The following is a 14,550-nucleotide window of genomic DNA, read 5'->3' as shown; positions in this document are numbered from 1 at the left end:
GCGATTCGTTACCTGTGAACTTCCCGATGCTAAATCGGGACACGATAACCGGGCTACGCTACACCCCGAAGTAATTTCAACTTCTTGCGATTCGTTACCTGTGAACTTCCCGATGCTAAATCGGGACGCGATAACCGGGCTACGCTACACCCTGAAGTAATTTCAACTTCTTGCGATTCGTTACCTGTGAACTTCCCGATGCTAAATCGGGACACGATAACCGGGCTACGCTACACCCCGTGAACAGAAATTACTCCATTGTTCACTGTAATTTTGGAGTTTTTAAACTCTATAATGCGGAGAGACAGGGATTCGAACCCTGGCGACGGTTGCCCGTCGACAGATTAGCAATCTGCTCCGTTACCACTCCGGCACCTCTCCAGTTTTTTATGAACGTGTCATCCTAAAATGCGGTTGCAAATGTAAGTTTTCAAATGTAATAACGCAAGCAAAAAATAGCCTTTTTTAAAGATAAATTTTAAAGCGGTTGAAATCAACTAAATGGTACCAAAATTTCTTTGTAAAAAGCATATTAAACTTTAGAACAAATAATCATTTCCTTTTTGTCTTCAATATTTGTTACAAAAAATAGATAGCGATCGCCACCATCTTCTATTTTCCATTTTTTGCGAAGCATGGCCACAGATTCCGGAAAATTGCGGATAGTAATATTTGCTTTTTTAAAGTCCAATACAGCACGTATTTCTTTTTTTGAATAGGGAGTCACATTTTCAATTAAAAAACGCCTGCCTGGGAAGTCAATGAGATTTTCACTAGTGTAAAGGTGGGTGTTTTTATGAAGCTTATCAATTTTGAATTTTTCTGAAATCAATTCAAAAGCTCCACTTTTTAATATGGCGGCGTTTGGTTCATAGAGATATTTTTGTGGTACGCTATAATTTGCAGTCCCAGCTGCGTCCCAATCAAAAAGAAATCTTTCAACTTTTGATTTTGAAAAATTGATGGTTTTGATAATTAGCTTTTCAGAAATATTCTTTTGAAATAGCCACAGCAATTCCTTCACTTCGTTGTCTACTGCAACAATATGAATTTCTGAGACATTGTTCAATTCATTCAAACCAACCGAAATGTCAAGCATTGGGGAAGTTTTTAAAAGAAATGTTTCACAGGCATTAAGTATTTCTGAAATATTTTTAGGAATATTTGGTTCACAATCCTTTAGAAAAAAAACCTTGCCCTTGCTATCGTGCCTTCGGGAGGGATCTGCAAAAATAACATCGTAATGGTTGTTTATAACTGCCTGTAGGCCATCTTCAGTAGCGCAATTAACAGATGTTGCTCCTAAAACTTCAAAGTTGTGTTTCGCTATTTCTGAAAGCGTTTCATTGTGCTCAAAGTGATGGATGCTTTTAAAATATTCAGAAAAATAATAACTATCAACACCAAAACCGCCAGTAATATCGGAGAGTGTTTTTCCGCTAACCAATGAGGCTTTGTATTGTGCCGTGATTTCTGAAGAAGTTTGCTCGAGGTTTAACTTTGGAGGAAAGAGTATATTTTGAGTTTCAAACCAAGTTGGTAACTTTTTCTCAATTTTCTGCCTACTTGCAATTTGCTGAATTAACTCTTGAACTGAAACATTTTGAAAAGGACTACCCGCAAATGCCAGATTTGAAATATCGCCTTCAAAAGCTCTTATAAAATTTTGAACGTCTTTATTTAATAGGGCTTTGTTGAACAAGAACTACATGTTTTTAGTAAGACGCTTTACAATTTTATATTCTGAAAGAAATTCCTTTGCAATCACTTTGAGTGCGGTGTAAGTGGGTACAGCAAGTATCATTCCTGGAATGCCAAAAACATAACCTGCAGTAAGAATTACGATGAAAATTTCCAACGGATGGGAGCGCACGCTATGCCCGAAAATAACAGGTTGCGATATAAAATTATCAAAAATCTGAGCAATTGCGTAACCGCTGGAAGCGATAAACAATAGCGGTAAAAGACCCGTTGAAAAATCTGCACCCAGATTATTGGAAACTATTACAAGCAATATTAAAACCCAACCTATTATAGGTCCCAAATAGGGAACAATGTTTAAAAAAGCACAGATTATGGCAACTGCTATGGCATCGCGAACATCTAAATAGAGCAATAAAACGGAATAAAAAAGAGCCAATATAGATATCTGCATTAGTAGACCGATGAAATATCGGGAAAGCAATTCCTTAATTTTTATCAAAATTCGTTTAAACTTTTGTTCATCTCCCTTTTTCGAAAAGGCGAGCACAGAGCGTGCTATTAAGTTTTCGTCTTTCAACAGAAAAAATGAAATGAACAATACCGAGAATATGCCAACAATTGTACTGGCAATATTTCCGAAGAAAATATCGATAAAACTTGGAATGATTTCTATATCCATGTTTTGAACGTAGGTGGTACGCTTAATGGCTTCAACCAGCTGAAAATGATCTACACCAAGATAATCGCTGGCCTGAATGTTTAGTTCGTTTAAATCGCGCTTTACCTGTTCAAAATCTATTTGGGAAATATGCTTGCCTTGTTCAATGATGATAGGAACAAAAATGCTGAGAAGTAAACTGAAGGTTCCTATAATCAAAAGAAGAGTAACCACTGAAGCAACCGTATTGCCAAGCCGCAATCTTCTTTTTAAAAACAGTACTACCGGTCTTCCAATCAAGGAAAGAACCAGAGCCAGCCCAATGTAGAGAATAAGAGCTTGGGTTTCATAGAGAAACCAAATTAAAATCACGATTCCCACCAGTACTGCCAGTGCTTTTAAAATACCGAGGGTTATTGCTTTTGCAGTGCTATTCACTTCGTAAATATACTATATTAAGATATAGAAAAAATCAAATATTTGTTAAGGATGGAATGTGCTGGATGCCTGACGAAAGATGGAATTTCATCGCTAATTTTCAAATACGTATTTAACAATGTTAGCTCCCATCTGCAGTGCTTTCAACCTAACTTCCTGTGGATCATTATGGACTTCGGGATTTTCCCAGCCGTCGCCAAGGTCGGTTTCATAAGTGTAGAGTAAAACCAGTCTATCTTCCATAAAAATCCCAAAGGCCTGTGGCCGTCCGCCATCGTGCTCGTGAATTTTTGGCATTCCCTGCGGAAATTTATAAACATAACTAAATAACGGATAATTGGCAGGAAGTTCTTTCAATTCCTTGTTTGGAAAAATTTTCACGATTTCCTTCCTAATATATTTATCCATCCCGTAGTTATCATCAATATATAGAAAACCGCCGCTCATTAAATACTCTCTGAGGTTTTGTGCTTCTTCGGCAGAGAAGAAAACGTTCCCATGGCCCGTCATATGCACAAAAGGAAAATCAAAAACATCAACACTTCCGGGAGTTACGGTTTGTGGTTTGTCTTTTATTGCAGTTGCAATATTCGCATTGCAAAATTTTACTAAATTCGGCAATGCCGATGGGTTTGCGTACCAGTCGCCCCCGCCACCGTATTGCAAAAGGGCAACTTCCTGGGCCGAAATGTTTCCGATGAAAATAAATAAGAAAATTGAAAAAAATGTTATTCGCATAGCTTTCAAAAGTACAAATTCAGAAAGAATAATTGCAACAAACCAATCTTCAAAAAAAGATATTGTAAGTATTTGTAGAAGTGAAAGACAAATTCAAAAAATTGTCGTTATGAGAATTTCATTTTTCGCATTTGTTTTTTCCTTAGCTATTTGCGCGTATTCTTTTAATAATGAAAGGGATAATGTTTTGGTGTTGGCAGACAGTACACCGAATCTTTCAAAAAATAAACCGTTTGCGATTGTACAACTCTTCACCTCGCAAGGTTGTAGCAGTTGCCCGAGTGCTGATGTACTTTTGGAAAAAATAGAAAGAGAATATCAGGACTCTAACGTCTATGTGCTTTCCTATCACGTGGATTATTGGAATAGATTGGGATGGAAAGATGTTTTCAGTAAAAAGGAGTTTTCAGATATGCAATATCGCTATGGCAGTAAATTTGGCGGTTCCAGCGTCTATACACCACAGGCAATCGTGAATGGCAAAATACATTTTGTAGGCTCAAATGAAGTAAAGATGAATGAAAACATCTCAAAATATTTGAAGACAACTCCAGAGAATATAGTCACTCTTTCAGAAATTGAAAATGATGGAAAGCAAATAACCTTTGATTATAAAATTGATGGTAGCCTAAGCGGTAAGAAACTTAAGGTCGCTCTTGTAATAAATAAGAAAAATACTAATGTAAAACGTGGCGAGAACAGTGGCAAAATGCTTTCCAGTGTAAATATAGTGGTTGAAGAGGTCGCTATTTCTTTAATTAATAAATCCGGAAAAGAAAGCATACTAATTCCAGATCTGGTTGATGTGGCCGATTCACTTTCGTTTGTTGGATATATCCAAAACTCCAGCTTCGATATAAGCGGTGCAATTCTAGAAGATATTTAAAAAAACATTTTTTGTTTTTTTTCCTAACAGGTTTTTCCCCCAACTTTATAACAATCATAAAAGTTGAAATCTGTTAGGATTTTTTATTGGTTAGAATAAGCAACACTGTGGCAAGCTACAATTGCAGCAGTTTCAGTACGTAATCGGCTTTCGCCCAAAGTAACGGGAACGTATCCATTTTTTTTTGCAAGCGCAATTTCTTCTGAAGAAAAATCTCCTTCGGGACCAATTAATATTGTTGTTTTTTTATTCGGAATAAGGACAGATTTCAATGATTTTTTATCGGTTTCCTCACAATGTGCGATACATTTTAAACTTTCTGAAGCGACTTCTGAATTTATAAAATTATTAAAAGAAATAGCCTCATTCAATTTGGGAAGATACGCTTTCAGCGATTGTTTTGCAGCGCTTTGAATGATTTTCTCATAGCGTTCGCGTTTAATTACTTTTCGTTCGCTGTGGTCGCAGATTATAGGAGTGATTTCGCTTATACCTATTTCTGTAGCCTTTTCTAAAAACCATTCGTAGCGATCATTTAATTTTGTGGGTGCAACCGCCAAATGAAGCTGATAGGGTAGTGGCGCTTGTTTTTCTTTGGAAACTATTTTTACCAAACATCCTTTTGGGTTGGCTTTTGAAATTTCAGCGTTAAAAAAAGAACCTTTTCCATTTGTTATTTTGAAGGTATCGCCTTCCGTCATTCGCAATACTTTTACAATGTGGCGACTTTCCTCTTTATCGAAAGTTATTTCTTTAGAGTTTTCAGAAATATTTGGATTGTAAAAAAGCTGCATTTATTTTTTTAATTTAGTTTTTGTGTGCGCAACGCCCATTTTAGCCCATTGCTGCAATTTTTCTTCAGTATTATAACCTTCTTCGGAAACCACTATAAATTCCTTCATCGGTTTACCTGTAAAATCCATTGGTTTCACAAATGGGCTTTGAATTATTTCTTCCATCTTTTCAGCGGGAATGCGGACCATCAATTGTCCGCGAAATTCCCCCAAGCACATTTTTCCTTTAAAAAGAAAACAGGAACCGCCGAACATCCGCTTTTCTTCAATTTCGCTTTGCCAATATTTGAGCGCTACTCTTATCCTAGTCAATATTTCTCCTGAAATGTCTTTCAAATATATCTTAATTTAAAATTCATCAAAATTTCATCCGCGCCGAGGCCACAACGTTATTTTCGGCAAAATTTTGTGTTTTATATTTCAATTCGCCTACAATTGCAATCATTGCCGCATTGTCTGTACAAAATTCAAATTTTGGAAGATGGGTTTTCCATCCGTACTTTTTTTCAGCCTCTTTTAAAGCAGTCCTTATTCCACTATTTGCTGAGACTCCGCCGCCAATTGCAACTTCGTTAATACCCGTCTTTTTTACGGCGTTTTTTAGCTTATCCATTAAATAATCCACAATTGTAAATTGAATGCTCGCGCAAATATCTTCAATATTTTCAGAAATAAAATATGGGTTTTGATCAACTTCCTTTTTCACAAAATAAAGCACCGAGGTTTTCAAGCCACTAAAACTGAAATCCATAGGTGAAACTTTGGGTTTCGGAAATTTAAACGCTTTCGGGTTTCCATTTTGGGCATATTTATCAACTAATGGGCCACCGGGATAGGGTAGACCTAGAATTTTAGCACTTTTATCAAAAGCTTCACCCACGGCATCGTCAATGGTTTGGCCTATTATTTCCATTTCAAAATAATCGGTCACTTTCACAATTTGTGTGTGGCCACCGCTAATGGTCATTGCCAAAAACGGAAAGTTGGGTTCGGTCTGTCCTTCGGCTTTAATAAAATGTGCCAAAATATGCGCCTGCATATGGTTTACATCTATTAAAGGAATGCCCAAACCAAGCGCCAAAGATTTTGAAAATGAGGTGCCTACAAGTAACGAACCCATCAATCCCGGTCCGCGTGTAAAAGCGATGGCTGATAACTGATTTTTATCGATATTTGCTTTTTGCAACGCTTGGTGTACCACGGGAACAATATTTTGCTGGTGGGCACGTGAGGCCAGCTCTGGCACAACGCCGCCGTATTGTTCATGAATTGCCTGAGTGGCAACAACATTGCTTAGTATTTCGCCGTTGTTTATCACGGCGGCGGCGGTATCGTCGCACGAAGATTCAATACCAAGGATGTAGCAGTTTTTCTGTGTCAAAGCGAAAGAGGTATATTTATTGGTTGTAAAATTAAAACATTAAAAGCGTATCAAAAAACTTCGGAAAATAATAGTTCGCACCTTCGTGATCATTGTATTGCTGCTCGTGCTTATAGTAATTATTTTTTCTATACCCTCCGTTCAAACTTGGGTTGCCCAGAAAGTAACAACCAATCTTAACGAAACTTACGGTACCAATATTCAAATAAAGCGTCTTGGGCTGAACTGGAAAGGAGAGGTAGATATTCGTGAAGTTTTTATTGCCGATCACCATAATGACACCTTGATTTACAGCAAAGAAGTTCAGACCAACGTTATCAGCTTTCAAAACTTGATACAAGGAAATTTAGGCTTTGGCGATATCGCGTTGGATCACGCAAAACTATACGTTAAAACTTACAAAGGCGAAGAAACGGACAACCTTTCTATTTTTGCACAAAAATTTGACACTGGAAAACCCAGCACATCTCCTTTTTCACTTTTCAGTAATGACGTTAGTTTATCGAACAGTCGCGTTAAGATAACGAATGAAAATTTAGAAAATCCGGAGGTTTTTGTTTTAAACGAGGTGAATATTGTTGCAAACAATTTAAAAGTTAACGGCCCAGAAGTAAAAGTAAATATCAAAAGTCTTTCCTTAATTGCAGCACGTGGCTTTGTAATTGAAGATTTGGAAACAGATTTTTCATATACTACAACAAATATCACCTTAAAAAATCTGAAGTTGAAGACCATCCAATCTGAAATTGTAGGTGATATAGATTTGGATTACTCTAAAAATGGAATGGCAGATTTTGTAAATGACGTAGTGATTACAGCCAACCTGAAAGATTCAAAAATAGCAACGAACGATCTAAACGGGTTTTACAATGAATTTGGCCCGGACCAAGTTGTATTATTAAACACCGAGCTAAAAGGAACTCTAAACGATTTTACCGCGACTAATTTAAAATTTCAAACAGGAGATACAAATATTCAAGGGGATTATTCTTTTCAGAACATCTTAGACGCTGATGAAGATTATGCCGTTAGGGCTACCAACCATTATATATCTACAAATTATTACGATTTAAGAAGATTTATGCCACGCGTTTTAGGCGATGTTGTTCCTGCGGAATTAAAAGAATTGAAAGGTTTCAGTTTTAGCGGTAACACTTCAATAATTGGAAATGAATTAAATACAAAAAGTGATTTACAAACGGCGATAGGGCGGGCAATTCTAGATTTAAAAATAGGCAATATCAATAATATTGATAATGCCTATTACAAGGGAAATGTGATTCTCAGAGACTTCAATTTGGGGAAAATAGCCAATACTACTACACTCGGAAAAATGACCGCCAACCTAGATTTTGATGGTCGTGGTTTTGATAAGAATACCGTAAATACAGAAATTTCCGGAACAGTTTCTTCCTTTAATTTTGAAGGATATAATTATAAGAGCATTGTAGTTACTGGTAACCTTAAAAATCCTCTTTTTAATGGTGAACTTTCTATTAACGACCCTAATTTAAAGCTAGAGTTTAAAGGATTGATTGATGCTTCGAAAAAAGCAAACCATCTTGATTTTGAGGCAGATGTGGAATACGCAGATTTGAACAAGCTCAACTTAATAACCCGTGATAGCATCTCTGTATTTACTGGAAAAGTACTTGTGAATATGGACGGAACAACCATTGACGATGTAGTGGGCACAATTAACTTCAGCCAAACTTTTTACCAAAACGAGCGTGATGATTATTATTTTGATGATTTCAACGTTACATCTACTTTCCAAGACTCGGTGAGAACCATTGAAATAAATTCACCGGATATTATAACCGGAAACATTACAGGAGAATTTTTAATTGAAGATATCCCCAATTTATTCCAAAACGGAATTGCGAGTATTTATACCAATTACATTCCACAGGAAGTTACCACCAATCAATATATAGATTACGAGTTTGTAGTTTATAACAAAATTGTAGACCTCTTTGTTCCGCAATTAAAGCTTGGTGACAATACTCGGGTGAAAGGTTCCGTTTCTTCCGATGAGTCAAAATTTGAGCTTGATTTTCGTTCTCCGGAAATTATTCTTTTTGATAATTATATAGGAAAATTAAACATTCAAGTAGACAATGACAATCCCTTGTATAACACATATATAGCAGCTGATTCTGTTTATACTGGTTTTTATAATATTAAAGATTTAAACATAATAAACAAAACGCTCAACGATACTATGTACGTGCGTTCAGAATTTGCTGGAGGACCCAAGAAAGAAGATCTTTTTAATCTCTCGCTTTACCATACCATCAATCCAGCCGGTAAGTCGGTTATCGGTGTGAAGAAATCTGATATTACGTATAAAGGCAATGTTTGGTACCTAAACGAAAATAATAATCAATTGAACAAAGTAGTTTTTGACGACAATTTCAGGGAAGTACGTATAGATTCTTTGGTGCTTAGCCATAATGAAGAGCTTATACAAATGGCCGGTGTGCTGCGCGATTCTACCTATAAGGATCTAAAAGTTCGTTTTAAGGATGTAAATATTGGTAATATAGCCCCAGATATTGACAGTCTGCGGCTAAAAGGAAATACGAATGGTACGTTTAATTTTATTCAAAAAAATGGCGCATATTATCCCAATAGCTCAATAACTATTGATGGTGTTGAGATTAATGAAATTCCATTTGGCGATTTAAGCCTAAATATTGATGGAAACGAAGACCTTACGAAGTATCGAATAAACACTTCGCTTGTTAATGACAATGTAAAATCTATAAACGCTGTGGGAGAAATTGACGTAGCTCCCAAAAACCCACAAATACAGCTTAATATAGATTTAAACCAATTTAACATGCAGGCTTTCAGTCCGTTTGGAGCAGACGTTATTTCAGACATACGTGGATTAATAACTGGAAATGCAAGAGTTTCGGGAAATTATAAATCTCCGCATATCTTGGGACGTTTTACCTTGGAAAACAGCGGGCTAAAAGTTCCATATCTTAATACAGATTTCGATATTGAAAATAATGCGCAAATAATCGTTACAAAAAATAAACTTGAAATAGGCCGTACCAATATCAAAGACATAAAATATGAAACTGCTGGTATTCTCTTCGGAAACGCTACACATTCAAATTTTTCTGATTGGGAATTGGACCTCCACATTGAAGCTCCCGAGAGACTGCTGGTTTTAGACAAACCCCCGGAAGAGGATGCACTTTATTACGGAACTGCTTTTATAAGTGGAAGGGCAGACATAGTAGGGCCGATAGACGAATTGGTTATTAACGTGGACGCAACCACTGAAAAAGGCACCACTTTTAAAATTCCAATTAGCGATACCGAATCCATTGGAGATGATTCCTTCGTACATTTTCTTTCACCCAAAGAAAAGGAAGCCCGCATTAATGGCGAAACATTAATTACAAATGATGTAAAAGGATTATCCTTGAATTTTGAATTGGACATCAATAGAAACGCTGAAGTAGAAGTAGTTGTAGATCAGCAAAACAATTCAACCTTAACAGGTCGCGGCGCCGGAATTCTTCTTATTGAAATAAATACAAATGGTAAATTCCAGATGTATGGGGATTTTCAGGTTTATGAAGGACAGTATGATTTTAGATATGGGGGCATTATTCAACGAAATATTGGTGTGGTTCCCGGAGGAAACATTACTTGGGATGGGGCGCCTGAAAAAGCTAATTTAAATTTGAGCGCAGTCTATAAAACAGAAGCTAACCCTTCGGTTTTACTGGATAACCCATCTGCAAATACCAAAATACCCGTAGAAGTTTATGTAGCTTTAAATGGTGAATTGGCGCAACCAGAACTCAGTTTTAGTATTGACTTTCCCAGAGTTAGCTCTACGCTTAAAAGTGAGTTGCAATATAAATTACAAAACCAAGAACAGATGCAAAATCAAGCACTTTTCTTGTTAGCTTCAAATTCTTTTGTGAGCGATACCTATGCTGGTTCAAACGCATTTGCGGGAACCGTGGCCGATAGGGTTTCTGGTTTGGTGAATAATCTCTTTGCAGATCAAGATGGAAAATTTCGTGTAGGTTTGGATTATTCTGTGGGGAATAAAACGCCAGACCAGGACACCGCAGATCGTTTTGGTATTACGCTTTCTACGCAGATTAATGAGAGAATCTTAATAAACGGAAAGGTGGGTGTGCCCGTGGGTGGTGCAAATGAAACTTCTGTAGCGGGCGATATTGAAGTGCAATGGCTTATAAACGAAGACGGAAGCTTACGTATGAAATTCTTCAACCGTCAGGCAGATTTGCAATTTATTGGTGAAGACCAAATTTTTGAACAGGGTACGGGAATCTCCTATTCGGTAGATTTCAATACATTCCGGGAGTTGTATCAAAAATTGTTCAATAAGAAAATGGTTTTAGAGTCTGAGTTGCCAATTATTCCAGATGATAATAGTTACCCCGTGGACTTTAAACCACAAGCAACAAAAACTGAGGAAGACGGGGAGTAGGTTATTCAGTTCTCGGTTGTCGGTTTTAGGTTTTTTGAAGAGATTCGTGCGAAGTGACGGTATCAATTCTAAAACTTTCTAAAGCGAAGCAACCACCGAAATCTCCACATTTACAAACTTAGGCAGGTTTGCTACTTCTACGGTTTCTCGAGCTGGAGCGGTAGCCTCATTGAAATAAGTGGCATATACTTCGTTTATTGAAACGAAGTTGTGCATATCGCTTATGAAGATTGTGGATTTCAATACATTTTCAAACGTCATACCCGCTTCGGTTAGAATTGCTTTTAAATTTTCCATAACTAGTTTGGTCTCCGTCTTAATATCGTCTATTACCAAGTTTCCGGTCTTGGGATCTATCGCTATTTGCCCCGAAGTGTAAAGCATGTTTCCTTTTAAAACTGCTTGATTGTATGGGCCAATAGGAGCAGGGGCGTTAGTGGTGGTGATTATTTTTTTCATATAATTTCAATTTGTGAGTTTGTGAATTCGTATTTTTTTATCAACCATCAACCATCAACCATCAACCATCAACCATCAACCATCAACCATCAACCATCAACCATCAACTACAAACGTTTATCGCTTTCCCTTCGTTTGTCGTATTTAATATCACTAAGCACTGAAGATTTTATCCCTATAAAGAAATACCAAGCCGTATTAATACTACCAATGGGCGTCCAATTGAAACTCATCTGCCAACTTTCTAAATCGCGTTGGAAACGAAATTGCGTAAGCGTAACGCCATTATTCTTAAAATCGTAACCCGAAGAAACACCCACGGTCCATCGCGGAGCCAATTCCATATTTGTGCTCACCATTAAGGACTGGCTTGAAATTTCGTTCTGTCGCTGGCCATTGGCATAGGTTATTGTGTACGCAAAGCGCATATCCCACGGAATGCTGTAATTGTACCACTCCACATTTGTTTTATCATTGTCTTCCTCTTCTGTATCATCTTTATAAATCTGTCCATCATAAACATCGGCTGCATCCCCAAAAAGATCATCGGGGCGCCCTCCATTTCGGAAGGTTTCATTATCTATCCTATTCAAATCTTTACGGGTGCTACCGTCAAAATCTTTACTTGAGAAGGAATAGTTAATACTTACGTTTGCATTTGTTAACCGGAAAAGACTACCGCCATTGTCAATGTTAAAAACATCAATCTTTTTGTTATTGTTGTTCAGCGCGTAGGGGTCTAAAGTTCCACTAAAGTTGAAATCCAGCTTTGGAACAATCGGTATGCTTCCAGTAAATTGTAACGGGCTCCATTGCAGCGAATCTCCTGCAAGATTGTAAGCGGTAGAAAAGTTTAAATTGTTTAATAATATCACTTTCTTTGGTTCAAGGGCCATCGTGTCGCGATCGCGCACCTTTGCTTCAAAAGTGTTGCTTAGCGACATACCAATATTACTGGAATATACTTTTCCCGGAGCACCGTAAAGTGTATTTTCAAAACGCGAATATTCTACAACTTGCGCTGCTTCATCTGCCGTTTGTGGTATAATAAATTCATCGTAGTACCTATCAAATGCCGGATTGATGTTATAACCAAGGGAAGGGCGCACTACATGGCGGATGGCTTGTATCTTTTTCTCTTTTCCGAAGTTAAAGAGCCCATAGAGCGTGGTCCCCAAACTTGTTGAAAAATTATAAGTTCGATAACTTTCAAAACCTGCGACCGTATCTTTTACAATTCCACCCAAACCATTGTTGATGTTTGCATCGTAGCGTTGTCGCGTACTTTTAAGCACCCAGGTTTCTCGATAGTTTGTTCCGGCTGAAGCGCTTAAATATTTCAAAATTTTGAAATTCGTGGTGATAGGTATGTTGTGTTGTGCCCCAATCTGCGCATTGTTGAACATTTCTGGTTTAAAGAATAGCGAATCGGTGGTTTGGATTCTATTTTCTGCAGAAAGGTCATACTGAAAATTAATGTTTTGAATGATACCTTTTTTGGTGCCGTCCTTTGGAGCGAATGGATATATTCTTGAAACACTTGCGTTCAAATTTGGCAAAGACATAGATATCTGTTTCGTATTTGTATTTTGTGAATGTGTTGCCGCAACAGCAAGGTTAACCTGTGGTTCGCCTTCAAAACTTTTGGAATACGATATAGAGGAACTTAATGTGTTTACAAGCGCGCTTGCATTGTTAGTCTGGTTAATGGATTGTGTGAAATATTGACTACTACCAATATTTACCGAAGCAGAAAAACGAGAGTTGGGGCTGCTTTTGGTATCCTGAGAATGCGACCATCTTATGTTGTAAATACTGCTCTCTTCAAAATTAGGAAACCCGCGCTCTTCACGTATTAGCTTTTCAAAACGTGCGCTCACATTTCCCCTAAATTTATAACGGAGCGCGTACGATGTTTCTCCACGCAAGGCATAACTACCATTGGTATAATAATCTCCTAAAATACTCAAGTCCAAATACTCATTTATGGCGAAGTAGTATCCGCCATTCTGAAAAAAGAAACCGCGACTGTTATTATCACCGAACGATGGAATTATAAAACCGGAAGTGCGATCTTCCGTCAACGGGAAATATGCGAAGGGCAAACCAACGGGTGTGGGCACATCTGCAATGTACATATTCGTTAAACCAGTAACTATTTTCTTTTTGGGAACGAACTTGGCTTTTCGCGTGTAGAAATAATATTCCGGATCGTCAATGTTTTTTGAAGTTGTAAATTTTACATTCCGCAGATATACCACAGAGTCGTTTACTTTCTTGGTAACATCTGCAATTACCCTAAATCCATTTTGTTCCGTTCTGCTGTTGTAAACGAGCGCTTTTTTTGAATCAAAATTGTACCTTATAGAATCTGGTTCCACTTTATTGTTTGCCTGCACAAAAACTGGGCGCTGGCTGTAAACGCCGGCACTGTCTATTCCTTTGGCATAGACTTCGTTTTTGTCGTAGTCAAGAATTATCAAACCTGCATCAATACGCATATCGCCGTAGATAATGTAGGCCTTGTTATACATGTAAACCTTGTTTTCCTTTCGGTTCAGCAATACGTAATCTTCGCCGTAATAATCTACTATATCTGTCAAGGTTTCTTTTACGGGCTTTATAGAATCTGTCTTTACGGTGTCTTGCGCCTTTTCATTAATTTCATCAATAACAGGTTTCAGATTAACTGAAAGTGTATCGTCTTTTGTAGTCTTGGGAATATTGGCTTCATTCTTTGCCGGAATGTCTTGTGCATGCAAAACAGCGCTGCAAAGGAGCAGGAATGTTAAGAAGATTGTTAAGTAATGCTTGTTGGTCTGCAATGCGCTGATGCTATTATTTTGTAGATTTGGCTCAGTATTTGAAACGGTCAAAAATAAACATATTTTTTCGGTAACGTTTTTTTAATTGAAATTTTTGGAAAAAGAAAATGTAGACGAAAAGGAACCACGAAACACGACTAAAGGGAAATAAGACAATATTAATTTTGTATTTTTTTAT

The 14,550-nt window shown here is 37.3% G+C and carries 10 protein-coding genes and 1 tRNA gene; 2 read left to right on the top strand and 9 right to left on the bottom strand.

What is annotated here, in order from left to right; all coding sequences use genetic code 11:
- Positions 1-297 precede the first annotated feature (297 nt).
- The 4 genes from ESV24_RS12495 to ESV24_RS12480 all read right to left on the bottom strand — a co-directional run bounded on the left by ESV24_RS12495 (position 298) and on the right by ESV24_RS12480 (position 3,538).
- A tRNA-Ser gene (locus ESV24_RS12495) sits at positions 298-381 on the bottom strand.
- A 151-nt stretch (positions 382-532) separates the two neighbouring features.
- A complete protein-coding gene (locus ESV24_RS12490) occupies positions 533-1,702 on the bottom strand; it encodes a THUMP-like domain-containing protein (RefSeq protein ID WP_111815956.1) in 1,170 nt (389 codons plus the stop codon).
- A gap of 3 nt (positions 1,703-1,705) precedes the next feature.
- Positions 1,706-2,800 carry an AI-2E family transporter gene (locus ESV24_RS12485; RefSeq protein ID WP_235004020.1) on the bottom strand — a complete coding sequence of 365 codons (1,095 nt, stop codon included), beginning with the start codon at positions 2,798-2,800 and terminating at the stop codon, positions 1,706-1,708.
- A gap of 93 nt (positions 2,801-2,893) precedes the next feature.
- On the bottom strand, positions 2,894-3,538 hold the full coding sequence (locus ESV24_RS12480) for a DUF4159 domain-containing protein (protein ID WP_111816103.1): 645 nt from the start codon (positions 3,536-3,538) through the stop codon (positions 2,894-2,896).
- A gap of 109 nt (positions 3,539-3,647) precedes the next feature.
- Here ESV24_RS12480 and ESV24_RS12475 point away from each other — a divergent pair, with 109 nt between their 5' ends.
- The gene (locus ESV24_RS12475; protein ID WP_160110602.1) at positions 3,648-4,424 is read left to right on the top strand and encodes a DUF1223 domain-containing protein; all 777 of its coding nucleotides are present in this window, start codon (positions 3,648-3,650) and stop codon (positions 4,422-4,424) included.
- Between the two features lie 83 nt (positions 4,425-4,507).
- Here the strand turns inward: ESV24_RS12475 and ESV24_RS12470 are convergent, their stop codons facing one another.
- The 3 genes from ESV24_RS12470 to tsaD are packed head-to-tail and all read right to left on the bottom strand — an operon-like array spanning position 4,508 to position 6,599.
- A complete protein-coding gene (locus tag ESV24_RS12470) occupies positions 4,508-5,218 on the bottom strand; it encodes a 16S rRNA (uracil(1498)-N(3))-methyltransferase (RefSeq protein ID WP_111815958.1) in 711 nt (236 codons plus the stop codon).
- Positions 5,219-5,554, bottom strand: a complete 336-nt coding sequence (locus ESV24_RS12465; protein ID WP_235004021.1) for a TfoX/Sxy family protein — start codon at positions 5,552-5,554, stop codon at positions 5,219-5,221. It abuts the gene before it with no gap.
- Between the two features lie 22 nt (positions 5,555-5,576).
- A complete protein-coding gene (tsaD, locus tag ESV24_RS12460; protein ID WP_111815959.1) occupies positions 5,577-6,599 on the bottom strand; it encodes a tRNA (adenosine(37)-N6)-threonylcarbamoyltransferase complex transferase subunit TsaD in 1,023 nt (340 codons plus the stop codon).
- 85 nt (positions 6,600-6,684) lie between these two features.
- Here tsaD and ESV24_RS12455 point away from each other — a divergent pair, with 85 nt between their 5' ends.
- Positions 6,685-11,088: a translocation/assembly module TamB domain-containing protein gene (locus ESV24_RS12455; RefSeq protein ID WP_235004022.1), complete on the top strand. Its 4,404-nt coding sequence runs from the start codon at positions 6,685-6,687 to the stop codon at positions 11,086-11,088.
- Positions 11,089-11,166: 78 nt separating this feature from the next.
- On the opposite strand, the gene ESV24_RS12450 is transcribed toward ESV24_RS12455, so the two are convergent.
- Both ESV24_RS12450 and ESV24_RS12445 read right to left on the bottom strand, forming a co-directional pair.
- Positions 11,167-11,547 (bottom strand): Rid family detoxifying hydrolase, encoded by a 381-nt coding sequence (locus ESV24_RS12450; RefSeq protein ID WP_111815960.1) that lies wholly within the window; start codon positions 11,545-11,547, stop codon positions 11,167-11,169.
- Positions 11,548-11,654: 107 nt separating this feature from the next.
- Entirely contained in the window at positions 11,655-14,423 is a 2,769-nt protein-coding gene (locus tag ESV24_RS12445; protein ID WP_111815961.1) for a putative LPS assembly protein LptD, read from the bottom strand.
- Between the last annotated feature and the right edge of the window lie 127 nt (positions 14,424-14,550).

The sequence above is a fragment of the Aequorivita lipolytica genome, from assembly GCF_007997135.1.
GTDB classification, from domain to species: Bacteria; Bacteroidota; Bacteroidia; order Flavobacteriales; family Flavobacteriaceae; genus Aequorivita; species Aequorivita lipolytica.
This window is presented reverse-complemented; position numbering and strand designations above follow the sequence as displayed.

Excerpts from the sequence above, each read along its gene's own strand:
- ESV24_RS12480 (WP_111816103.1), bottom strand. The coding sequence starts at position 3,538 with ATGCGAATAACATTTTTTTCAATTTTCTTATTTATTTTCATCGGAAAC.
- ESV24_RS12470 (WP_111815958.1), bottom strand. The coding sequence starts at position 5,218 with ATGCAGCTTTTTTACAATCCAAATATTTCTGAAAACTCTAAAGAAATA.
- ESV24_RS12475 (WP_160110602.1), top strand. The coding sequence starts at position 3,648 with ATGAGAATTTCATTTTTCGCATTTGTTTTTTCCTTAGCTATTTGCGCG.
- ESV24_RS12450 (WP_111815960.1), bottom strand. The coding sequence starts at position 11,547 with ATGAAAAAAATAATCACCACCACTAACGCCCCTGCTCCTATTGGCCCA.